A 20,128-nucleotide genomic window follows, 5' to 3' on the forward strand; every position below is an offset into this window, starting at 1 on the left:
ATGGGGAGATGGCCGGTAGGCCAGAGGGGGGCGCCTCGCGCAAACGCGCGTCATGACCCTGCGCCTCGACAAGCTCGGCGTCGTCATTGCCGCGATCGTGGCCTATGCCACGTTCCTCGCCCCGTTCGCCACGTTCCGCGCCAACCGTATCGTGCCCGGGCAGGCGCGCTCGATCCTAGAAGCGCTGCCGTCCATGCTTGGCATGCTATTGCTGGCGATAGTGATAGCGGTCGCGATCGTCGCCCTGCTCAGGACGCCCCTTGTGCTCAGGCTGATCGCCGGCGTCCTGGCGCTGGTCGCGCTATCGGTCCTTATCGGTGTTGCCGGCGGTTTTCTGACGCCCGCCGGCAATACGTTCGCTCGCGTCTCGCCGGCCTCCGGTTTCTGGCTGCTGATCTTTGCCTTCACCTTGCTTCTCGCGGACGTGTTGACCCGGCTCAACCTGTCGCCCTGGGCGCGCGTCGGCGTGCTCGTGCTGGCCGCTTTAGCCATTGCCGCGTTGCTCGTTTCGGGACGTTGGGACAGTCTTTCCATCCTCAAGGAATACGCCAGCCGCGCCGACAGTTTCTGGGCCGAAGCTTCCAAGCACGTCACGCTGGCGCTTGGCTCGCTGGCCGGCGCGGTGATCGTCGGCATTCCGCTCGGCATCTTGTGCCATCGCGTCGAGAAGTTGCGGGCAGGGGTGCTCAATGTGCTCAACATCATCCAGACCATTCCGTCGATCGCGCTCTTCGGTTTGCTGATCGCGCCGCTCGGCTGGGTCGCCGTGCATGTGCCGGGTGCCGCCGCGGTCGGCATCAGGGGCATCGGCACCGCGCCGGCTTTTGTTGCCCTCTTCCTATATTCCCTCCTGCCGGTGGTGGCCAACACCGTGGTGGGACTCGCCGGCGTGCCACGCGCCGCCAACGATGCCGCGCGCGGCATGGGCATGACCGATCGCCAGCGCCTCTTCGAGGTCGAATTCCCGCTCGCCTTTCCGGTGATCCTGACCGGCATCCGCATCGTGCTTGTTCAGAACATCGGGCTTGCCACTATCGCCGCGCTGATCGGCGGCGGCGGCTTCGGCGTGTTCGTTTTCCAGGGTGTCGGCCAGACGGCGATGGATCTGGTGCTGCTCGGCGCGCTGCCGACCGTGGCGCTGGCCTTTGCTGCGGCGATCATCCTCGACGCCGTCATCGAGATGACCGCCACCAAGCGCAGGGTTGAAACGGCATGATCGAGATCGAAGGCATCACCAAGCGCTATGACGAAACGACGGTGGTCGATAATGTTTCGATGGTCATCGAGCCGCGAACCATCGCCACCATTGTCGGCACGTCGGGATCCGGCAAGACGACGCTGCTCAGGATGATCAACCGGCTGGTCGAGCCGAGCGCCGGCGTCGTCAAGCTCGACGGCGCCGACAACCGCTCGGTGCCCGGCTATCAGCTGCGCCGCAGCATCGGCTACGCCATCCAGGGCCACGGCCTGTTTCCGCATCGCACGGTGGCGCAGAATATCGCCACCGTGCCGTTGCTGCTCGGCTGGGACAGGGATCGCATCAAGGCCCGTGTCGACGAGTTGATGACGCTCTACCAGCTCGACCCCCAGGCATATGGCCCGCGTTACCCGCACGAGCTTTCCGGCGGCCAGCAGCAGCGCGTCGGCGTTGCCCGCGCTTTGGCCGCCGAGCCCAACGTGCTTTTGATGGATGAGCCCTTCGGCGCGCTGGATCCGATCATCCGCACCAAGGCGCAAGAGGACCTGCTGGCGATCCAGAAGCGCTTCGGCACCACCATCATCCTCGTCACCCACGACATGGAAGAGGCCGTGCATCTAGGCGACAAAATAGCCGTCATGGATGCCGGCAAGCTGGTGCAATACGCAAGACCGGCGGAGATTCTGGCCAGGCCGGCAAACGGCTTTGTCGAGACACTGGTCGGCGCCAGCGAAAGGCCGTTCCGGCTGCTGTCGCTCGGGCCTGTGCGCGATGCGGTGGAGCCCGGCGGTGCCGAAGGCGAGGCGATCCCCGGCGAAGCCACGCAGCGCGACGCCCTGGCCGAGCTCTTGTGGTCGGGCCGCCCGGCGCTGCCGGTGAAAGGCGCCGACGGCAAGCTGCTTGGCCGCGTCACCGTCGAAGGCCTGGTCAAACGCGCGGCGAGGCCGCAATGAAAGCCTGGCTGCCCGCGCTGCTGAGGCTGGCTGTCCTCTTGCTGTTGGCGGTCTTCATCACCAGCCCGAACTGGTTCGAGCCGCTGCTGAAACCGCTGACCGAGAATGGCGCGCCGGCGATCTACAACCAGGGCAGCCTGCTGACGCTGACATTGCAGCATCTGCGGATCGTGCTGATGGCGACGGTGGCGGCGACGATCGTGGCCGTGGCTTTAGCCATCCTGGTCACCAGGCCGGCAGGCGCCGAGTTCCTGCCCTTGTCGCGCAGCCTGGTCAATATCGGCCAGACCTTCCCGCCGGTTGCGGTGCTGGCGCTTGCCGTGCCGGCCGTCGGCTTCGGCGAGAAGCCGACGCTGATCGCGCTCTTCCTCTACGGCCTGCTGCCGATCTTCGAGAATGCGCTGACGGCGCTCACCGCGCTGCCCGGCAACGTGATGGAAGCGGCGCGCGGCGCAGGCATGACCGGCTGGCAAAGGCTGATGAAGGTCGAGCTGCCGCTGAGCGCGCCGGTGATCCTCGGCGGTATCCGGCTCTCGGTGGTCATAAGCCTCGCCACCGCGACCATCGGCTCGACGGTAGCCGCCAAGACGCTCGGCGAGGTGATCATCGCCGGCCTAATCTCGAACAACCTTGCCTTCGTGCTGCAGGGCGGCCTGATTGTCGCCGCGCTAGCCGTGTTGATCTATGACGGCCTGTCGGCGATCGAACGCTACGCTGCGCGGCGTATGGGGCAGGGGGCGCAGTAGCTGCCCTCAAACGTCGTTTTCGTCGATTTGCGCCATCTTCAAAAGATGTCGCAGGAGGCCGGTCTTGAGAGGCTTGTTGCCATGTATCGGAATGGAGAGACGTACGATGCTTCCCTCCTTTCCATAGATGTGATGGCTTCCGGCAATGCGCAGAAGCAGCCAGCCTTGCCGCTCGACAATACGGGCAAGGTCCTTGCCGGAAATGGGCTTCAAACGGCGATTTCCACTATCCTGCCTGGCTCAGAAGTGAATGACGATGGCAGGTCGACAGAAAGGCAGCCCTCAATGGCCTCACGCAGGTTTGCCAGAAGCTCGTCCAAGGTTTCTCCCTGAGTCGCGCATCCGGGGATGGCCGGGACCTCAGCCCAGAATCCACCCTCCTCGGCTTCGTGGACGATAGCCTTGAATTTCATCGATCAACTCCTGTCTTGCCTGGAAGATATGCTCACAATGAGTATTTGCAAAGCGAACGCTCCAGCCCCTTGAGGCATATGAGCGTTAGATCGCGGCGCCCGCCATCACCGGTGAGCTGGTCCCGTTTGCTGCGCTCGTTCTATTTCAATCGATCTAATTCCATGGCTGTGACAGGGCGAACGCCGGCACCATCTTCTTTTGCGCGAAAGCCGGGCAAAAACCGAACAATATCTTGACGTTCCAAGCCCTGTTTCGCATACACCCCGCCAAGGGGTGGAATCCGCGCGCGGCATCCGTCCCCGATCCAACGGCCCAGGGAGGGGTTCTTTTGGGCCAACAATCGAGGAAAATCCGGCAATGACCATCATTACCGCCGTCATCGCCTGCGGCCTGCTGTCAGTTCTGTACGCCATCTGGGCGACACGTTCGGTCCTTGCGTCCGATCAGGGCAATCAGCGCATGCAGGAAATCTCAGCCGCCATCCGCGAAGGCGCCCAGGCTTACCTGGCGCGCCAGTACACGACCATCGCGATCGTCGGCATCGTCGTTCTCCTGCTTGCCTGGTGGCTGCTTTCGATCACCGCCGCCATCGGCTTCCTGATCGGCGCGGTGCTGTCGGGCGCCGCCGGTTTCATCGGCATGCATGTCTCGGTGCGCGCCAATGTGCGAACCGCGCAAGCCGCTTCGAACAGCCTTGCCGCCGGCCTCGACATCGCCTTCAAGTCGGGTGCCATCACCGGCATGCTGGTCGCGGGCCTGGCGCTGCTTGGCGTCTCGATCTACTACTTCATCCTGACCGGCCCGATGGGCCTGCAGCCGAACGACCGCGTCGTCATCGACTCGCTCGTTGCGCTCGGCTTCGGCGCCTCGCTGATCTCGATCTTCGCCCGTCTCGGCGGCGGCATCTTCACCAAGGGTGCGGATGTCGGCGGCGATCTCGTCGGCAAGGTCGAGGCCGGTATCCCGGAAGACGATCCGCGCAACCCGGCCACCATCGCCGACAATGTCGGCGACAATGTCGGCGACTGTGCCGGCATGGCCGCCGATCTGTTCGAGACCTATGCGGTGACCGTCGTCGCCACCATGGTGCTCGCCGCTATCTTCTTCGGCGGTACCGCGGTGCTGGGGGCCGCGATGCTCTACCCGCTGGCCATCTGCGGCGCCTGCATCCTGACCTCGATCGTCGGCACATTCTTCGTCAAGCTGGGTTCCAACGGCTCGATCATGGGCGCGCTCTACAAGGGCCTGATCGTCACCGGCCTGCTGTCGATCGTCGGCCTCGCCGTCGCTACCTCGGCCACGCTCGGCTGGGGCGAGGTCGGCACCGTCGCCGGCATCGTCATCACCGGCAAGAACCTGTTCACCTGCGGCCTGATCGGCTTGGCTGTGACCGGCTTGATCGTCGTGATCACCGAATACTACACCGGCACCAACAAGCGTCCGGTGAACTCGATCGCTCAGGCGTCGGTGACCGGCCACGGCACCAACGTCATCCAGGGCCTCGCGGTCTCGCTGGAATCGACGGCGCTGCCGGCCATCGTCATCGTCGGCGGCATCATCGCCACCTACCAGCTCGCCGGCCTTTTCGGCACAGCGATCGCCGTCACCACCATGCTCGGGCTAGCCGGCATGATCGTGGCGCTCGACGCCTTCGGCCCGGTCACCGACAATGCCGGCGGCATCGCCGAAATGGCCGGCCTGCCCAAGGAAGTCCGCCACTCGACCGACGCGCTCGACGCGGTCGGCAACACCACCAAGGCGGTGACCAAGGGCTATGCCATCGGCTCGGCCGGCCTCGGCGCGCTGGTGCTGTTCGCCGCCTACTCGAACGATCTCAGGTTCTTTGCCGCCAATGGCGACAAGTACCCCTACTTCCAGGGCATGGGCGAGATCTCGTTCGATCTCTCCAACCCGTATGTCGTCGCCGGCCTCATCTTCGGCGGCCTGATCCCCTATCTGTTCGGCGGTATCGCGATGACCGCGGTCGGTCGCGCCGCAGGCTCGATCGTCGAGGAAGTGCGCAAGCAGTTCCGCGAGGACAAGGGCATCATGGCCGGCACCTCGAAGCCGAACTATGCGCGCGCCGTCGATATCCTGACCAGGGCGGCGATCCGGGAAATGATCATTCCGTCGCTGCTCCCGGTGCTCGCGCCGCTCGTCGTCTATTTCGGCGTGCTTCTGATCTCGGGCTCGAAGGCCTCGGCCTTCGCGGCGCTCGGCGCCTCGCTGCTCGGCGTCATCGTCAACGGCCTCTTCGTCGCCATCTCGATGACCTCCGGCGGCGGCGCCTGGGACAACGCCAAAAAGTCGTTCGAGGATGGCTTTACCGACAAGGACGGCGTCAAGCACCTGAAGGGTTCGGAAGCGCACAAGGCCTCGGTCACCGGCGATACCGTCGGCGATCCCTACAAGGACACCGCCGGCCCGGCCGTCAACCCGGCGATCAAGATCACCAACATCGTCGCGCTGCTTCTGCTCGCCGTGCTCGCGCACGGCTGATTGCGGCTATTCCAGGACAAAGCCCGCGGGATCGCTCCCGCGGGCTTTGTGTTTCGGCATGACATCATGCATTCCGGGGCACTCAACTAGCTTCCGGCCCTTCGCCGCCACGGCGATAGCGGGCCAGCAACGCGTCGGCGTCTGGTTCTCGTTCGGGCATCGGCGGCAAGCCGCGTGTCCGGCGCAACATGGCAATGAACGCGCCGCGGCGATATTGGCGGCGGAAGGACCGCGCCCGCGGATGCATGCCAAGCATGGCCAGAAGCCTGCGTTTGACATAGCGGGAGCGCTTGAGGGGGGCAGGTTCCTCGGCGTTGCCGAGAATCCTGACCCGCAACGCGTCTGGCGCATCCATCGCGTCCATCAGCTCTTCCTGCTCCCGCGCCGTATCTCGCGCATAGCTGCCTTCGCGCTTGCCCGAATGCAGCATGAGCACGGTTAGATGGGGCATTGTCGCAATCACAGCACCCTTGCGCCAGGCACGGAACAGCCAGTCCTGGGAACTCTCGCAAACGCACTGGCTGGCCGGTCGCCATGGCCCAAGCCTTGGCAGCGACGTCCGCCGGACCATTTGCGCGGAACCGAATCCGACTGTGGTTACCGGGTCATAGAAGCCGTCCCGGCCCATCCCGAGGATCATATGCCTGGAGCCTTTGCTCGCGGACGACTCGATGACTGCACCTCGGGCGATCACCACATCGGCACCGGTGGCGTCGATCCAGCCGCACATGGACGCCAGATGGTCGGGAAACCACAGATCGTCATGGTTCAAGATGGCGATGAAGCGGCCGCGGGCCCGGGCAAAACCGATATTGTTGGGACCCGACTGCTCGCCGAAGTTCACCGGAAGATCGATATAGGAGATGCGGGCGTCTTCGAATGCAGCGACCGTGGCCGCGGTGTCAGGGCGGCACCCGTCGCCGACGACTATGGCTTCCCAGTCCTGCAGGGTCTGACCAATGAGGCTCTTCAGCGCCTGATGCAGCACCGCCGGACGGTTGTGCGTGGCTATCACGATCGAGACCAGCGGTTCGATCGGTCCAATTGGCGCGCCTTGACCGCCCTTTTCCACACTACACCAGCTTGTAGGGGATTTGTTCCGTATCGGGCGGCAGGCGCCAATGGTCGGGCGCGTCATAGGCGTAAGCCTTGTCGACGAGGTTGAGCAGCAACGCTGTCTCCGGTCCGAGGGCGACGACACCGTGCCAGACGCCGGGCGGAATGGTGACGATTGCCGGTCGCGAGGCGCCGACGATCTTGTGCCAGACCGTGCCGAAACTGGGCGAGGCCTTGCGCCCGTCGAAAAGCGATATCCGCACGCTGCCGGCGCAGCAGAACAGGCGGTCGAGAGTCGCCGCATGTGCGTGCCAGCCCGTCACCGCGCCCGGATACATGGTGCGCTGAAACACTTGCCCGACCGGCGATTGATCGAGAGCCCATTCCTCGCGAAAGATCTCGGTCAGGTAGCCGTTGGAAGTCGCGACGGGTCTGATTTCCTTGAATGCGACGCCCTCGATCGGCGGCGCATCGACGGCGAGCCAGTCCGGCGTCACCGTCTGTTGGTCAGGCGTGCCGGTCGCCATCCAGCCCTGCGGTACGGTACGATCGTTGTTGCTCATATCCAGCCCCCCGGAAATCGCCAAAGCGTCATACGTGGCTATGCGGGCATAGGCAAGCGCGGTCGGACGGTCGCTGGCAAGCGACGAAAGACCGTCGATCGAAGTCTTTCGTTCAATCAGGTTGCCGGGCGAGCGAACTCAGGGCGTACCGCCGCTACCGCCGCCGGGGATGCCGGGCGCCAGCTTGCTGGCGCCGCTGATGACCTGGCTCAGGAAGTTCTGGTCCTTGCCGCCGGTCGGCGTCGTCCGCGAGATGAAGTCGAAGACCTTGCCGTCCTTGAGACCGTAATTGGCGATCTGGGTAACGCGACCGTCAGCGCCGAAATAGACCGCCAGCACGTGCTGGTCGACGATGCGCGGGTTATCGAAGGCGACGTAGCGCTTGCGCGTTTGCGAGATGTAGTAGAAGGCCTCGTTGTCGAAGGTCGCCGTCGTCGACGGCGTGCCCAGCGCCAGAAGCACCTGCTCGCGGCTCGATCCGACCGGCACCGAATCGATCGCCTGCTGGTCGATGACGTAGCCTTTCGTCAGCGTCTCGCTCGGATGGAGATCTCCGAACATCTTGGACGAATTGCAGGCGGAAAGCGCTGACACCATTACCAGCAGCGAAGCCGCGCCCACTGGGGCGGGCGCAAAGAACGACTTGAATTTCAGCGCACCCAACAACAATTCTCCATCACATCCCCGCAACTTGCGCTGGGCCGCAAAACCGGTAAACCAGCTTGCATGCCGATGCAACAAGGCCAAATCAAACAACAGGTCCCCGGGAGACCGCCCTCAATGTTCCAGCGCCTTTTTGGCCGCGAACGCAATGCCAACCGCGCTATCACCGACGCGCTCTACGCACAAATCGTGGCGGCGGCGCGGCAAACGGTGTTTTATTCCGACTGGAATGTGCCGGATACGCCGCTCGGCCGCTTCGAGATGCTGTCGCTGCACATGTATCTTGTCCAGCACCGGCTGCATGGCGGGCAAGGCGTGGCCGCCGAGGTCGCGCAAGTGCTGATCGACGAGTTCTTCCTCGATGTCGAGCATTCGCTGCGCGAACTTGGCATTGGCGATGTCGGCGTGCCCAAACGCATGAAGAAGCTGGCAAAGATGTTTTACGGCCGTACGGCTGCCTATGACGAAGCGCTCAAGGAAGACGATCGGGTGGCGCTTGCGGCGGCGCTCGCCCGCAACGTCAGGCCGGACTCCGGCCCCTGGCCGCAGGCGCCGCTGCTGGCGGACTATGTCTGCGAGGCCTCGCACAAGCTTGCCGCGCAGCCGACCGAATCGATCGCCGCCGGCACCGCCGCGTTCCCGGCGGCCGGGGCAGCGTGAAGGAGGCCGGCATGAAAGACGCCGAACTGCGCAGCCCGGTATCCTTCGTCGCCAATGTCGCGCGCTTGCCGCAAAAGGGCCTGCCTGTCCTTGTCGAGGCCGACGAGCGCCAGCGCGAGGCGCTTGCTGTCGAATATGATCTGCTTTCGGTCGAGAGCTATCGCGCCGAACTGCTTGTGGCCCCCTGGAAGCGCAATGGCGTCAAGGTCACCGGTCGCGTCGCGGCCGACATCACGCAAGCCTGCATTGTCACCCTGGATCCGGTCGCCGCGCATATCGACGAGCCCGTCGAGGCGCTGCTGCTGCCCGAGCAGTCGAAGCTCGGGCGCGAAGGTTTCGAAGGCGGCGGCGAAATCGTCCTCGACGCCGACGGGCCGGACAGTCCGGAGACATTTTCCGGCGACACCATCGACGTCGGCGGGCTGGCCGAACAGTTTTTCGGTCTGGCTATCGACCCTTATCCGCGCAAGTCGGGAGCCTCGCTCGACGTCGCTGGCGACGATCAGACCGAGGAAAGCGAGTTCCAGAAAAAGCTGCGTTCGCTGCTTGGAAAATCCTGAGGTGGTCCGGATTTTGGAAAAGTTGGTTGTGCGCAGGCACAAAACCGTTATTTTCGCCGAACCTCCGCGAGGCCCCTTACCTCGGCAGGCGTCCGCCGCAAGCCAGGCAAACCGTGAGAAAAGCACTACGTGATCAGGATTTCCATCGATGCCATGGGCGGCGATCACGGACCGAGCGTGGTCATCCCGGCGCTGATGACCGTCGCCATCCGCCGGCCTGACATCCGCTTCGTCGTCTATGGCCGCGAGGACGTGGTGCGTCCTGAACTCGCCAAGTTCCCGAAACTCGCCGAGATAAGCGAGTTCGTCCATTGCGAGATCGCCGTGCGCATGGATGACAAGCCGAGCCAGGCGCTTCGCCACGGCCGCTGGAAGTCGTCGATGTGGAAGGCCGTCGAAGCGGTCAAGAACGGCGGGGCGCAGGCCTGCGTTTCGGCCGGCAACACCGGCGCGCTGATGGCGATGTCGAAATTCTGCCTTCGCACGATGGCCACCATCGACCGTCCGGCGATCGCAGCGCTCTGGCCGACGACGCGCGGCGAAAGCGTGGTGCTCGATGTCGGCGCCACTATCGGCGCGGATGCGCATCAGCTTATCGATTTCGCCATTCTGGGTACCGGCATGGCTCGCTCGGTGTTTGGCGTCGAGCGGCCGAGCGTCGGTCTGCTCAATGTCGGCGTCGAGGAGATCAAGGGCCAGGAAGAGGTCAAGGAAGCCGGCCGCATGTTGCGCGAGGCCAACATGGCCTCGATGAATTATCGCGGCTTCGTCGAGGGCGACGATATCGGCAAGGGCACGGTCGACGTGGTGGTCACCGAGGGCTTCGCCGGCAACATCGCGCTCAAGACCGCCGAGGGCACCGCAAGGCAGATCGCCGGCTATCTGCGCGCCGCCATGAGCCGCACGCTCATGGCCAAGATCGGCTACGTCTTCGCCAAGGGCGCCTTCGACAGGCTGCGCGAGAAGATGGATGTCGGTCGCTCCAATGGTGGCGTCTTCCTGGGGTTGAACGGCATCGTCGTGAAGAGCCATGGCGGCGCCGATTCGGACGGATTCGCGGCCGCCATCGAGCTCGGCTACGATATGGTACGCAACAATCTGCTTGACCGGATCGAGGCCGACCTCGATCTGTTCCATGCGCGCAACCCGACCGCGCAGGCAAACAGGAAGTCCGGCGTCGCCGACGCCGAGGAATAGGAAAGAGCCTTGATCAGATCAGTCGTGCGCGGCAACGGTGCCGCGCTGCCCCGCCGCATCATGAAGAATGCCGACTTCGAAGGCATGGTCGAGACCTCCGACGAGTGGATCGTCCAGCGCACCGGCATTCGCCAGCGCCACGTCGCCGCCGACGACGAGACGACTGCCTCGCTTGGCGAGGATGCGGCGCGCGCCGCGCTCGACAGCGCCGGCATGACGCCCGTCGATATCGATCTCATCATCCTGGCGACCTCGACGCCCAACAACACGTTCCCGGCGACGGCTGTCGAAATCCAGAACCGGCTCGGCATGCATCACGGCTTTGCCTTCGACCTGCAGGCCGTGTGCTCGGGCTTCGTTTACGCCGTCGCCACTGCCGATCTCTATATACGCGGCGGCCTGGCCAAACGCGTCCTGGTGATCGGCTCGGAAACATTCTCGCGCATCCTCGACTGGAGCGACCGCTCGACCTGTGTGCTGTTCGGCGACGGCGCCGGCGCGCTGGTTCTCGAAGCGGAAGACGGAGCCGGCGCGATCACCGATCGCGGCGTGCTGGCCGCAAGCCTGCGCTCCGACGGCGTGCACAAGGACAAGCTCTTCGTCGACGGAGGCCCTTCGACCACGGGAACCGTCGGCCATCTGAGGATGGAAGGCCGTGAAGTGTTCAAGCATGCCGTGGGCATGATCACCGACGTCATCGAGGCGACCTTCAGCGAGGCCGGCATAACGGCCGAGGACCTCGACTGGTTCGTGCCGCATCAGGCCAATAAACGGATTATTGACGCTTCCGCCAAGAAGCTCGGGATCGCCGAAGAGAAAGTGGTGGTCACCGTCGATTTACACGGTAACACCTCGGCTGCTTCGGTGCCGCTCGCCTTGTCGGTGGCCGTCGCCGACGGTCGCATCAAGAAGGGCGACCTGGTTCTTCTCGAGGCGATGGGTGGAGGCTTCACCTGGGGCGCGGTGTTGCTCCGCTGGTAAGTGCCGAACTCGCCGGTTCGGTCCTTGACCTTGCCGGATCAATTACTTAGGCTCAGCCTTTGCCTGTATCGATTTACGTTTTTGCGAGCAGATGGGACGGTCGCATGGGGGGAAAGACACTTACGCGTGCCGACCTTGCTGAAGCCGTTTACCGGAAGGTTGGTTTGTCGCGAACGGAATCGGCGGAACTCGTCGAGGCTGTGCTGGACGAAATCTGCGAAGCCATCGTTCGCGGTGAGACGGTCAAGCTGTCGTCCTTCGCCACCTTCCATGTCCGCTCCAAGAACGAGCGCATCGGCCGCAATCCCAAGACCGGCGAGGAAGTACCGATCTTGCCGCGCCGGGTGATGACGTTCAAGTCCTCGAACGTGCTCAAGAACCGGATCCTGCGTTCGCATCAGAACAGCAAGGGCAAGGGCGGCAAGTAGTTTGCTGGCGAATGCGGTTGAAAACCGCCGGCGGTTTTGACGCTGGGCTTGAATATCGTTTCATAAATCGCTGAAATAGATGCGATTCGGCACCATGCCCGGATCGTGGTCCAGTGTGGAGGATTGGCCCATGGACAAGAGCCCCGATGCTTTCCGCACCATCAGCGAAGTCGCGGAAGATCTTGATCTGCCGCAGCACGTGCTGCGTTTCTGGGAGACCCGCTTCACCCAGATCAAGCCGATGAAGCGTGGCGGTGGCCGGCGCTACTACCGGCCGCAAGACGTCGAGCTCATCAAGGGCATCCGGCATATGCTCTACGATCAGGGCTATACGATCAAAGGCGTGCAGAAGCTGTTGCGCGAGAACGGCAACCATTTCCTGGTCGCCATCGGCAATGGCGACATGGCCGCGGTAGAGGCCATCGCCCAGCGCCGCCAGGCCGAGCAGGTGCCGCTGACGGCGGCCGCGCAGCCGCGGGGCGACGAGGACGCGCTGGTTGGCCAGCCGAAGGTGAAGCCCAGCCGCCGTTTCTTCGGCCTCGGCAAGAGCGACGACGAAGGCCCGGTTCAACCCGACTCGTCGAAATTGTCGCGTGACAATCGCGCCCTGCTGCAGGAGGCGCTGTTCGACTTGCTGGAATGCAAGCGCCTGCTCGACCAGGTTCGTTGAACGGTCATATTCGTTTTAACCGCGCTCGGTCGGTCGGCCGGAACGGGCCCTTCGCCCGTGCGTTAGGCCTTCTCGAAGAGAAGGACAACAAGCATGGCATCGTTTTCGACCCTCTCCGACGGTGATATTGACAAGCAGGTCGCGGCGCTTTCGCGACAACTGCACGACCTGAAGAAGGTTTTGGCCAGGCGCGGTGACGCCTATTACGAGGATGGCCGCGAGGCGGCGTCTGACTATTATTCGCAACTTGCCGATCTCTTCCACGAGGCGCTGCCGACAATAAGGCGCAGGGGCAGGGCGATCGAGCGCACGGCGCGCGATCATCCGGCGACGGCCGCCGCCGTCGGGCTGGTTGTGGTCGGACTGCTTGCCGGCCTCCTTATCAGCCGGCGCTGATCTTTTCGGCACCGCTATGGAAATGGCGGCCGCGTTGCGGCCGGCGATATCGGCGGATTGGGAAAGCCGGGCGCGGCTCTCCTCGGCGCGCCACGCATCCGGCGCGCGGCTCCTCGGCATGGAAGCGGCTCGCTTCGCGATGCCGCCGCCTCAGATAGGCCGAGTCTTCAAGTCGCCAAAGCTGTTCGAGCTGCTTGCTGCCCTCCTCACATCGGCGGCGCGATGCCGTGATTCCCGACAACGACCCGGTTCGCGACCAGCTTGCCGTCGCCGCTGCGCTCGGCATTGACGAACACTGCGATGCCCGGCGTGAGATCTGCCGGCGTGGCGGTGGCGAATGTCACTATCGGTGTCGTCTGCGGGATAGCGATCTGCTTCTTCTGGCCGTTGTCATAGGTAAGCGTGACGGTGCGGCCTTCGATCTCGGCGACGTCGGCGACGGTGCCGTTGGTCATGCGGCTGTTGGGCTGCAGATCCCAGTCGCGATCGCCTTCTCCGGTACCCTTCAGCGCGGCTGGAAAGACCACGACTTCCAGCGCGCCGCTGCCGCCGTCGGCCTTGGATGTCGAGGCGATGCCGAGAAAATCGCCTCGTTTGATATCGGCTGCCGACGCCTTGGCGACGCCAGAAATCTTCCATCCGTTGGCGAGCGTGATCGCATCTGTTTTGCCATCGCGATCCTTCACCGTTAGCGTCGATCCGGCAACGCTGACGACAGTGCCTCGAACACGTATGGCATCTGCGGCCCACGCTTGCGTCGCGCCGATGGCGCTTGAGACTGTGCCAAGCACAATTGCGAACGATTTCAAATTCATGGCATCTGATCCCTCCGAGAAACGTCCGGCGCCGGTCTGTCGGCCACCACCGGTGACGGCAAGCTAACGAACCGAGACGCCGAAAATGCCGGAGGATCCGGCCGCGAACCTTCAAAAGAACTTGATTGAGCGCTCCGCGGTCTTACATATACGCAGCCCGAGACATCAGCCGAAACGCTGCTTCACGATGGCGTGACGCCGTATGGGGTGCTCTTGGCAAATCATTTGTTAACGAGCATTCTCCCGCCCGTCTCAGGCAACACCACATTTCATCCGACCCTGTTTCATCTCAAGGAGTTGCCATGCCCAACACCGTACGAAACGCTGTTTCCAACGACATTATTGCCGCGTCCGGCCTCAACCCGTTCAAAGCCGCGCGCGAAACCAGGGGATACACGATCGAGGAACTCTCTTTGACCTGCGGCCTGGCCGTGGGCGAGATCGTCGACATCGAGGACGGCAAGGATGCCGACCCCGCCAAGCTTCGGCGCATCGCTTCCGCCCTGCAGGTGCCGGAAGAGGAATTGATCAGAGTGCCGGCCGCCGAGAACCGGCCCACGCAGCAATAGGGACGCAAGCAAGCGTCCATGTGAAAGCCCGCCAAGGCATGCCTGGCGGGCTTTTTGATGCATGTCGCTCAACAGTGCGCTGCGGTTTTGGGGAAACGACAGGCACCAAGACAAGGGTGCGCAACGCGCGGCCGTGGCTCTTGTCAATGACCGCGCCGCCATGCGATTCGCGAGCCGGTGTTCGACAGTCTGACGAGGGGTCGCCATGAGTTTGGAATCGGTTCGCGCCTTTTTTGCCGAGCACGCGCCCGACATCGAAGTCATCGTCACCGAGGCAAGTTCCGCAACAGTGGCGCTGGCGGCGGAGGCGCACGGCGTCATGCCGGCGCAGATCGCCAAGACGATCTGCCTGCGCGTGGGCGACGAGGCCATGCTGGTCGTGACCAGCGGCATCGCCAGGCTCGACAACCGCAAATTCAAGGACAGCATGGGCGGCAAGCCGCGCATGCTGGGCGGCGAGGAGGTGCTGGCAATCACCAGCCATCCGCCTGGCGGCGTCTGCCCGTTCGGCCTGCCGTCACCGCTACCCGTCTATTGCGATCTGTCGCTCAAGGCCTTCGATGAGGTCGTTCCCGCAGCCGGCGCCACCAATGCCGCGGTGCGCATCACGCCGGCGCGCATGGCCGATCTGGTCGGCGCCCTCTGGGTCGACGTTTGCCAATAGCAATTGCCGCCTAGATATCTCGTCATGGTTCGTCGCAGGCCGTTGTCCGGCTTTGACCGACATTCGGCGCGGCCCCGCTCGCTTCCATTTGGTTTGATATAGGCATCCGCGCCTTTCGCCGTTGCGCGTCAACCGACTCGAAAAGCGTCGAGGACGGCCAAAGATTTGGACATTAGTCTTGACAGAAATACAGATGTTCAATACGCGTCAAGCAGTCAAACAGCATGCGATGTGGGAGGAATAAGCGGCATGGCTTCCAATATTTCGTTGACGGGCCTTGCCCGTGACCTCGAAGAGCGCGCCAAGTCCGGCAAGCCCATCCGCATCGGCCTGATCGGCTCGGGCGAAATGGGAACCGACATCGTCACCCGCGTCGCCCACATGTCCGGCATTGAGATCGGCGCCATTTCCGAACTCAACCTGCCGGCGGCCGGCAAGGCCGTCGATATCGCCTTCCAGGAAACCGGTCATGCGCGCGAAGTTTCGAGCGCCTCGGCGATGACGTCGGCCATGGAGGCCGGCAAGATCGCCGTCACCAGCGATTCCAGCCTTGTCATCGGCAACGACCTCATCGACGTCGTGATCGACGCGACCGGCGTTCCGGCCGTCGGTGCCGAGATCGGCCTACGCGCCATGGAGCATGGCAAGCATCTGGTGATGATGAATGTCGAGGCCGACGTCACCATTGGCGCCTATCTCAAGAGCGAAGCCGACCGCCTCGGCGTCACCTATTCGCTGGGCGCCGGCGACGAGCCGTCTTCCTGCATGGAGCTGATCGAGTTCGTCTCCGCCATGGGCCACCCGATCGTTGCCGCCGGCAAGGGCAAGAACAACCCGCTCAACATCGACGCCACGCCTCCCGACTATGAGGAGGAGGCCAAGCGCCGGCACATGAACGTGCGCATGCTGGTCGAATTCGTCGATGGTTCGAAGACCATGGTCGAGATGGCGGCGATCGCCAATGCGACCGGGCTGGTTCCCGACAAGCCCGGCATGCACGGTCCGGCGGCGACGCTCGGCGAATTGTCGAAGGTGCTGGTGCCGCAGAAGGACGGCGGCGTGCTGTCGAAGGTCGGCGTCGTCGACTATTCGATCGGCAAGGGTGTGGCGCCCGGCGTCTTCGTCGTCGCCGACATGTCGCATCCGCGCATCTCGGAGCGCATGGAAGACCTGAAGATGGGCAAAGGCCCTTATTTCACCTTCCATCGTCCCTATCACCTCACCTCGCTGGAAGTGCCGCTCACCTGCGCCCGTGTCGTGCTCAACGGCAAGGCGGACATGGTGCCGCTGGCCAAGCCCGTGGCCGAAGTCTGCGCCGTTGCCAAGAAGGATCTGAAGCCCGGCGACAAGCTCGACGCCATCGGCGAATATTGCTACCGCGCCTGGATCATGACGGCGCCGGAAGCCCATGCGGCGCGCGCCATTCCCTGCGGCCTGCTGCAGGGCGGCTCCGTGACTGCGCCCATCAAGAAGGGCGAGCTCATCACCTATGCCAACGCGGCGCCCGCGCCGGGCTCGAAGATCGCCGAGCTGCGTGCCCGCCAGGACAAGCTCGTTTACGGTGCCGTGGAGGCGTGATCATGGCTGGAGCCAGCAAAGCCGCCGTCGTGGACAGCCGGGCCAACCTGCCTTTCGTCTATCGCCAGTACAGCCCGGAGCAGCTGAGGGAGGTGCTTCACAAGATGTACCTCATCCGCCGCTTCGAAGAGGGCGCGGAAGAGTGCTACACGCGCGGCCTCATCCACGGCACCATGCACCTGTCGATCGGCCAGGAAGCCAGCGCCATGGGCATCTGCATGCCGCTCGCCGAGGACGACCAGATCACCTCGACGCATCGCGGCCATGGCCATTGCATCGCCAAGGGCGCCGAAGTCAGCCGGATGTTCGCGGAGTTCTTCGGCAAGACCACCGGTTACTGCAAGGGCCGCGGCGGCTCCATGCATATCGCCGATGTCGCCAAGGGGAATCTCGGCGCCAATGGCATCGTTGCCGGCGGCATTCCGATTGCGGTAGGTGCCGCGCTCTCGTCCAAGATGATGAAGACCGGCAAGGTCGTGGTTTCCTTCTTCGGCGACGGCGCCAACAATGAGGGCGCCTTCCACGAGGCGCTGAACATGGCGGCGGTCTGGAAGCTGCCGGTGATCTTCGTGTGCGAGAACAACGGCTACGGCATGTCGACCTCGACGGCGCGCTCGACCGCGGTGAAGAACATCGCCGAACGCGCGGCCGCCTATTCGATGCCCGGCGTCATCGTCAACGGCAATATCTTCTCCGAGGTCGCCGAGGCGTCCTTCAAGGCGGTGGAGCGGGCGCGGGCCGGCGAAGGGCCGACGCTGATCGAATCCAAGACCTACCGCCATCGCGGCCATTCCAAGAGCGACCGCAACCGCTACCGCACCAAGGAAGAGATCGAGGATTGGATGGCGAACCGCGATCCGATCACGCTTTTCGAGACGGAACTCCGCGATTTCGGCTTCATCGACGACCAGGGCATCCAGGCGATCCGCGACGCGGTCGCCAAGGAGATCGCCGACGGCATCGAGTTCGCCAAGGCGAGCCCGGCGCCCGAGATCGCCACCCTTCAGAACTACGTTTACACGGAGCCTGCGTGATGGACGCCGCGCTGCGTGAACTGAGCTACGCCCAGGCGATCCAGGAAGCCATGGCGATCGCCATGGACATGGACGAACGCGTCTTCCTGATGGGCGAGGATATCGGCGTCTATGGCGGCGCCTTCCAGGTGACTGGCGACCTCGTCGAGCGCTACGGCACCGAGCGGGTGATAGACACGCCTATCTCCGAACTGGGGGGCGCCGGCGTCGCAGTGGGCGCGGCCGTCACCGGCATGCGGCCGATCTTCGAATTCCAGTTCTCGGATTTCGCCACGCTCGGCATGGAACAGATCGTCAACCAGGCGGCCAAGATGCGCTTCATGCTCGGCGGCGAGGTCTCGGTGCCGGTGGTGATGCGTTTCCCCGCGGGCTCGGGCACGGGTGCCGCCGCGCAGCACAGCCAGAGCCTCGAGGCCTGGCTCGGCCATGTGCCTGGCCTGAAGGTCATCCAGCCTGCGACGCCGCACGATGCCAAGGGCATGCTGCTTGCCGCGGTCGCCGATCCGGACCCGGTTATGATCTTCGAGCACAAGCTTCTCTATAAGATGAAGGGCCATGTGCCGGAAGGCCATTACACCGTGCCGATCGGCAAGGCCGAGATCCGCCGCGAAGGCCGCGACCTCACCATCGTCGCCACATCGATCATGGTGCAGAAGGCGCTCGACGCCGCGGCTGTGCTTGAAGGCGAGGGCATCGACATCGAGGTGGTCGATCTGCGCACGATCCGCCCGATCGACAGGCAGACCGTCATCGACAGCGTGAAGAAGACATCGAGATTGCTCTGCGTCTACGAAGCGGTGAAAACGCTCGGCATCGGCGCGGAAGTGAGCGCGCTCGTCGCCGAAAGCGAGGCGTTCGACTATCTCGATGCGCCGATCGTGCGCCTTGGCGGCGCCGAGACGCCGATCCCCTACAATCCGGATCTGGAAAAGGCGACGGTGCCGCAGGTTCCCGACATCATCGCCGCTGCGCGCGACCTCGTGAAAGGGGTCCGCTGAGCGATGCCGACCGAAGTCATTCTTCCCAAGGTCGACATGGATATGGCGACCGGACAGATCTCGCGCTGGTTCGCCGAGGAGGGCGCGCACGTCAAGAAAGGCGACGTGCTCTTCGAGATCGAGACCGACAAGGCGGCGATGGAGATCGATGCGCCGGCCAGCGGCACGCTGCGCGACGTCACCGGCAAGGAGCGCGTCGACATTCCGGTCGGCGAACCGGTGGCATGGATCTATGCCGATGACGAGGTCTATGAATCAGGAACGACGCCGCAGAACGGAGCGCCAATCTCTCCCCAAGCGGGGGAGATGTCGGCGAAGCCGACAGAGGGGGGCGCTGTCCCGCCAACCTCTCGTTCCGTCGCGCCCCCCTCTGGCCTGCCGGCCATCTCCCCCACAAGGGGGGAGATCAGCCAATCGCCGACCGTTGGGCGCGCGACGCCGCTTGCGCGCCGTTTGGCTCGCGAAGCCGGTCTTAAGATAGCCGAAATACAAGGCAGCGGTCCGCGCGGCCGCGTCGTGCGTGCCGACGTTGAGGCCGCAGTCGCCGCAAAAGGCGCTGCCGTCCCTGCTCAACCGGCCGCCGAGATCTCGGCCGCCGCGCCGTCCGCTCCGGCCGCAGCACTCAAGCCGATGTCGGACGACCAGGTGCTTAAGCTGTTCGCCGAAGGCTCCTACGAGCTCGTGCCGCACGACAACATGCGCAAGACCATCGCGCGCCGCCTGGTCGAGGCAAAGTCGACCATTCCGCATTTCTATTTGACGCTGGACTGCGAGCTCGACGCGCTCCTGGCGCTGCGCACGCAGCTCAATGCCGCAGCCCCGATGCGGAAGACCGACAAGGGCGAGGCGCCAGCCTACAAGCTCTCGGTCAACGATATGGTCATCAAGGCCATGGCGATGGCGCTGGTGGCGGTGCCGGATGCCAACGCCTCCTGGACCGAGAGCGCCATGGTCAAGCACAAGCACGCCGATGTCGGCGTGGCCGTGTCGATCCCCGGCGGCCTGATCACGCCGATCATCCGGCATGCGGACGAAAAGACGCTGTCGGTCATCTCCAACGAGATGAAGGACCTGGCCGGCCGTGCCAGAAGCCGCAAGCTGAAGCCGGAAGAATATCAGGGCGGCACGACGGCCGTGTCCAATCTCGGCATGTTCGGCGTCAAGGACTTTGCCGCCGTCATCAACCCGCCGCATGCGACGATCCTGGCGGTCGGCGCCGGCGAGGAGCGGGCGGTGGTCAAGAAGGGCGAGATCAGAATAGCCACCGTGATGTCGGTGACCTTGTCGACCGATCACCGCGCCGTCGACGGTGCGCTTGGCGCGGAGCTGCTCGGCGCCTTCAAGCGCCTGATCGAAAACCCGATGGGCGTGCTGGTGTAAAGCAATCCCTGCAGGGCCTTGATCCAGCTTGCTTACGGCCACAGCCCTCCGATCACCGACTTGTCAGGCCGGCAGCTAGCGCAAATCCCGGCCCGGTGCTTGAAGC

At 64.1% G+C, this 20,128-nt stretch carries 23 protein-coding genes; 17 read left to right on the forward strand and 6 right to left on the reverse strand.

The features are described from left to right. The first annotated feature begins 52 nt into the window (after positions 1-52). The 3 genes from FJ980_RS02020 to FJ980_RS02030 are packed head-to-tail and all read left to right on the forward strand — an operon-like array spanning position 53 to position 2,897. A complete protein-coding gene (locus FJ980_RS02020) occupies positions 53-1,216 on the forward strand; it encodes an ABC transporter permease (protein ID WP_140541288.1) in 1,164 nt (387 codons plus the stop codon). Beyond that, entirely contained in the window at positions 1,213-2,151 is a 939-nt protein-coding gene (locus FJ980_RS02025) for an ABC transporter ATP-binding protein (protein ID WP_140541289.1), read from the forward strand. The genes FJ980_RS02020 and FJ980_RS02025 overlap by 4 nt, the downstream gene beginning before the upstream one ends. Next, positions 2,148-2,897 (forward strand): ABC transporter permease, encoded by a 750-nt coding sequence (locus FJ980_RS02030; protein ID WP_140541290.1) that lies wholly within the window; start codon positions 2,148-2,150, stop codon positions 2,895-2,897. Before FJ980_RS02025 ends, FJ980_RS02030 begins: the two co-directional genes overlap by 4 nt. Before the next feature lie 6 nt (positions 2,898-2,903). Here the strand turns inward: FJ980_RS02030 and FJ980_RS02035 are convergent, their stop codons facing one another. Together FJ980_RS02035 and FJ980_RS02040 are read right to left on the reverse strand one after the other, a co-directional pair. After that, positions 2,904-3,110 (reverse strand): type II toxin-antitoxin system HicA family toxin, encoded by a 207-nt coding sequence (locus FJ980_RS02035; RefSeq protein ID WP_140541291.1) that lies wholly within the window; start codon positions 3,108-3,110, stop codon positions 2,904-2,906. Continuing rightward, positions 3,107-3,310: a type II toxin-antitoxin system HicB family antitoxin gene (locus tag FJ980_RS02040; RefSeq protein ID WP_140541292.1), complete on the reverse strand. Its 204-nt coding sequence runs from the start codon at positions 3,308-3,310 to the stop codon at positions 3,107-3,109. The genes FJ980_RS02035 and FJ980_RS02040 overlap by 4 nt, the downstream gene beginning before the upstream one ends. Positions 3,311-3,668: 358 nt before the next feature. Here FJ980_RS02040 and FJ980_RS02045 point away from each other — a divergent pair, with 358 nt between their 5' ends. Next, positions 3,669-5,810: a sodium-translocating pyrophosphatase gene (locus tag FJ980_RS02045; protein WP_140541293.1), complete on the forward strand. Its 2,142-nt coding sequence runs from the start codon at positions 3,669-3,671 to the stop codon at positions 5,808-5,810. An 82-nt stretch (positions 5,811-5,892) separates the two neighbouring features. Here FJ980_RS02045 and FJ980_RS02050 read toward each other — a convergent pair whose 3' ends face one another. The 3 genes from FJ980_RS02050 to FJ980_RS02060 all read right to left on the reverse strand — a co-directional run bounded on the left by FJ980_RS02050 (position 5,893) and on the right by FJ980_RS02060 (position 8,092). Then, entirely contained in the window at positions 5,893-6,882 is a 990-nt protein-coding gene (locus FJ980_RS02050) for a glycosyltransferase family 2 protein (RefSeq protein WP_246676280.1), read from the reverse strand. A 1-nt stretch (position 6,883) separates the two neighbouring features. After that, positions 6,884-7,429, reverse strand: coding sequence for a dTDP-4-dehydrorhamnose 3,5-epimerase family protein (locus FJ980_RS02055; RefSeq protein WP_246676281.1), 546 nt, complete (start codon positions 7,427-7,429; stop codon positions 6,884-6,886). Between the two features lie 138 nt (positions 7,430-7,567). Beyond that, positions 7,568-8,092, reverse strand: coding sequence for an outer membrane protein assembly factor BamE (locus tag FJ980_RS02060; protein ID WP_140541295.1), 525 nt, complete (start codon positions 8,090-8,092; stop codon positions 7,568-7,570). A gap of 117 nt (positions 8,093-8,209) precedes the next feature. On the opposite strand from FJ980_RS02060, the gene FJ980_RS02065 reads away from it, so the two are divergent. The 7 genes from FJ980_RS02065 (at position 8,210) to FJ980_RS02095 (ending at position 12,984) form a co-directional block, all read left to right on the forward strand. Then, a complete protein-coding gene (locus tag FJ980_RS02065) occupies positions 8,210-8,752 on the forward strand; it encodes a ubiquinol-cytochrome C chaperone family protein (protein ID WP_140541296.1) in 543 nt (180 codons plus the stop codon). 11 nt (positions 8,753-8,763) lie between these two features. Next, positions 8,764-9,312: a YceD family protein gene (locus FJ980_RS02070; RefSeq protein WP_140541297.1), complete on the forward strand. Its 549-nt coding sequence runs from the start codon at positions 8,764-8,766 to the stop codon at positions 9,310-9,312. Between the two features lie 129 nt (positions 9,313-9,441). Further along, positions 9,442-10,509 (forward strand): phosphate acyltransferase PlsX, encoded by a 1,068-nt coding sequence (gene plsX, locus FJ980_RS02075; RefSeq protein ID WP_140541298.1) that lies wholly within the window; start codon positions 9,442-9,444, stop codon positions 10,507-10,509. Between the two features lie 9 nt (positions 10,510-10,518). Further along, positions 10,519-11,490: a beta-ketoacyl-ACP synthase III gene (locus FJ980_RS02080; protein ID WP_140541299.1), complete on the forward strand. Its 972-nt coding sequence runs from the start codon at positions 10,519-10,521 to the stop codon at positions 11,488-11,490. A gap of 104 nt (positions 11,491-11,594) precedes the next feature. Further along, the gene (locus FJ980_RS02085; RefSeq protein ID WP_040983242.1) at positions 11,595-11,918 is read left to right on the forward strand and encodes an integration host factor subunit alpha; all 324 of its coding nucleotides are present in this window, start codon (positions 11,595-11,597) and stop codon (positions 11,916-11,918) included. Between the two features lie 130 nt (positions 11,919-12,048). Further along, a complete protein-coding gene (locus FJ980_RS02090) occupies positions 12,049-12,588 on the forward strand; it encodes a MerR family transcriptional regulator (RefSeq protein WP_040983239.1) in 540 nt (179 codons plus the stop codon). A gap of 93 nt (positions 12,589-12,681) precedes the next feature. Beyond that, positions 12,682-12,984 carry a DUF883 family protein gene (locus FJ980_RS02095; protein ID WP_140541300.1) on the forward strand — a complete coding sequence of 101 codons (303 nt, stop codon included), beginning with the start codon at positions 12,682-12,684 and terminating at the stop codon, positions 12,982-12,984. A gap of 206 nt (positions 12,985-13,190) precedes the next feature. On the opposite strand, the gene FJ980_RS02100 is transcribed toward FJ980_RS02095, so the two are convergent. Further along, positions 13,191-13,799, reverse strand: coding sequence for a hypothetical protein (locus FJ980_RS02100; protein WP_140541301.1), 609 nt, complete (start codon positions 13,797-13,799; stop codon positions 13,191-13,193). Between the two features lie 302 nt (positions 13,800-14,101). Between FJ980_RS02100 and FJ980_RS02105 the strand changes: the two genes are divergently transcribed. From FJ980_RS02105 to FJ980_RS02130, 6 genes are all read left to right on the forward strand, one after another. Beyond that, positions 14,102-14,368 carry a helix-turn-helix transcriptional regulator gene (locus FJ980_RS02105; protein ID WP_095767666.1) on the forward strand — a complete coding sequence of 89 codons (267 nt, stop codon included), beginning with the start codon at positions 14,102-14,104 and terminating at the stop codon, positions 14,366-14,368. Between the two features lie 205 nt (positions 14,369-14,573). Further along, entirely contained in the window at positions 14,574-15,032 is a 459-nt protein-coding gene (locus tag FJ980_RS02110; protein WP_140541302.1) for a YbaK/EbsC family protein, read from the forward strand. Positions 15,033-15,281: 249 nt separating this feature from the next. Beyond that, on the forward strand, positions 15,282-16,610 hold the full coding sequence (locus FJ980_RS02115) for an NAD(P)H-dependent oxidoreductase (protein WP_140541303.1): 1,329 nt from the start codon (positions 15,282-15,284) through the stop codon (positions 16,608-16,610). A 2-nt stretch (positions 16,611-16,612) separates the two neighbouring features. Then, a complete protein-coding gene (locus FJ980_RS02120) occupies positions 16,613-17,644 on the forward strand; it encodes a thiamine pyrophosphate-dependent dehydrogenase E1 component subunit alpha (protein ID WP_140541304.1) in 1,032 nt (343 codons plus the stop codon). Further along, entirely contained in the window at positions 17,644-18,642 is a 999-nt protein-coding gene (locus FJ980_RS02125; protein WP_140541305.1) for an alpha-ketoacid dehydrogenase subunit beta, read from the forward strand. Before FJ980_RS02120 ends, FJ980_RS02125 begins: the two co-directional genes overlap by 1 nt. Positions 18,643-18,645: 3 nt before the next feature. After that, complete coding sequence (locus tag FJ980_RS02130; RefSeq protein ID WP_140541306.1) at positions 18,646-20,022, forward strand: pyruvate dehydrogenase complex dihydrolipoamide acetyltransferase; 1,377 nt, start codon at positions 18,646-18,648, stop codon at positions 20,020-20,022. Positions 20,023-20,128 lie beyond the last annotated feature (106 nt).

This window comes from Mesorhizobium sp. B1-1-5, from assembly GCF_006443065.1.
GTDB lineage: Bacteria > Pseudomonadota > Alphaproteobacteria > Rhizobiales > Rhizobiaceae > Mesorhizobium.

Coding starts and splice junctions, on each gene's coding strand:
- FJ980_RS02100 (WP_140541301.1), bottom strand. CDS start 13,799: ATGAATTTGAAATCGTTCGCAATTGTGCTTGGCACAGTCTCAAGCGCC.
- FJ980_RS02090 (WP_040983239.1), top strand. CDS start 12,049: ATGGACAAGAGCCCCGATGCTTTCCGCACCATCAGCGAAGTCGCGGAA.
- FJ980_RS02045 (WP_140541293.1), top strand. CDS start 3,669: ATGACCATCATTACCGCCGTCATCGCCTGCGGCCTGCTGTCAGTTCTG.
- FJ980_RS02095 (WP_140541300.1), top strand. CDS start 12,682: ATGGCATCGTTTTCGACCCTCTCCGACGGTGATATTGACAAGCAGGTC.
- FJ980_RS02120 (WP_140541304.1), top strand. CDS start 16,613: ATGGCTGGAGCCAGCAAAGCCGCCGTCGTGGACAGCCGGGCCAACCTG.
- FJ980_RS02055 (WP_246676281.1), bottom strand. CDS start 7,429: ATGAGCAACAACGATCGTACCGTACCGCAGGGCTGGATGGCGACCGGC.
- FJ980_RS02065 (WP_140541296.1), top strand. CDS start 8,210: ATGTTCCAGCGCCTTTTTGGCCGCGAACGCAATGCCAACCGCGCTATC.
- FJ980_RS02110 (WP_140541302.1), top strand. CDS start 14,574: ATGAGTTTGGAATCGGTTCGCGCCTTTTTTGCCGAGCACGCGCCCGAC.
- FJ980_RS02020 (WP_140541288.1), top strand. CDS start 53: ATGACCCTGCGCCTCGACAAGCTCGGCGTCGTCATTGCCGCGATCGTG.
- FJ980_RS02040 (WP_140541292.1), bottom strand. CDS start 3,310: ATGAAATTCAAGGCTATCGTCCACGAAGCCGAGGAGGGTGGATTCTGG.
- FJ980_RS02070 (WP_140541297.1), top strand. CDS start 8,764: ATGAAAGACGCCGAACTGCGCAGCCCGGTATCCTTCGTCGCCAATGTC.
- FJ980_RS02125 (WP_140541305.1), top strand. CDS start 17,644: ATGGACGCCGCGCTGCGTGAACTGAGCTACGCCCAGGCGATCCAGGAA.
- FJ980_RS02105 (WP_095767666.1), top strand. CDS start 14,102: ATGCCCAACACCGTACGAAACGCTGTTTCCAACGACATTATTGCCGCG.
- FJ980_RS02115 (WP_140541303.1), top strand. CDS start 15,282: ATGGCTTCCAATATTTCGTTGACGGGCCTTGCCCGTGACCTCGAAGAG.
- FJ980_RS02025 (WP_140541289.1), top strand. CDS start 1,213: ATGATCGAGATCGAAGGCATCACCAAGCGCTATGACGAAACGACGGTG.
- FJ980_RS02130 (WP_140541306.1), top strand. CDS start 18,646: ATGCCGACCGAAGTCATTCTTCCCAAGGTCGACATGGATATGGCGACC.
- FJ980_RS02085 (WP_040983242.1), top strand. CDS start 11,595: ATGGGGGGAAAGACACTTACGCGTGCCGACCTTGCTGAAGCCGTTTAC.
- FJ980_RS02030 (WP_140541290.1), top strand. CDS start 2,148: ATGAAAGCCTGGCTGCCCGCGCTGCTGAGGCTGGCTGTCCTCTTGCTG.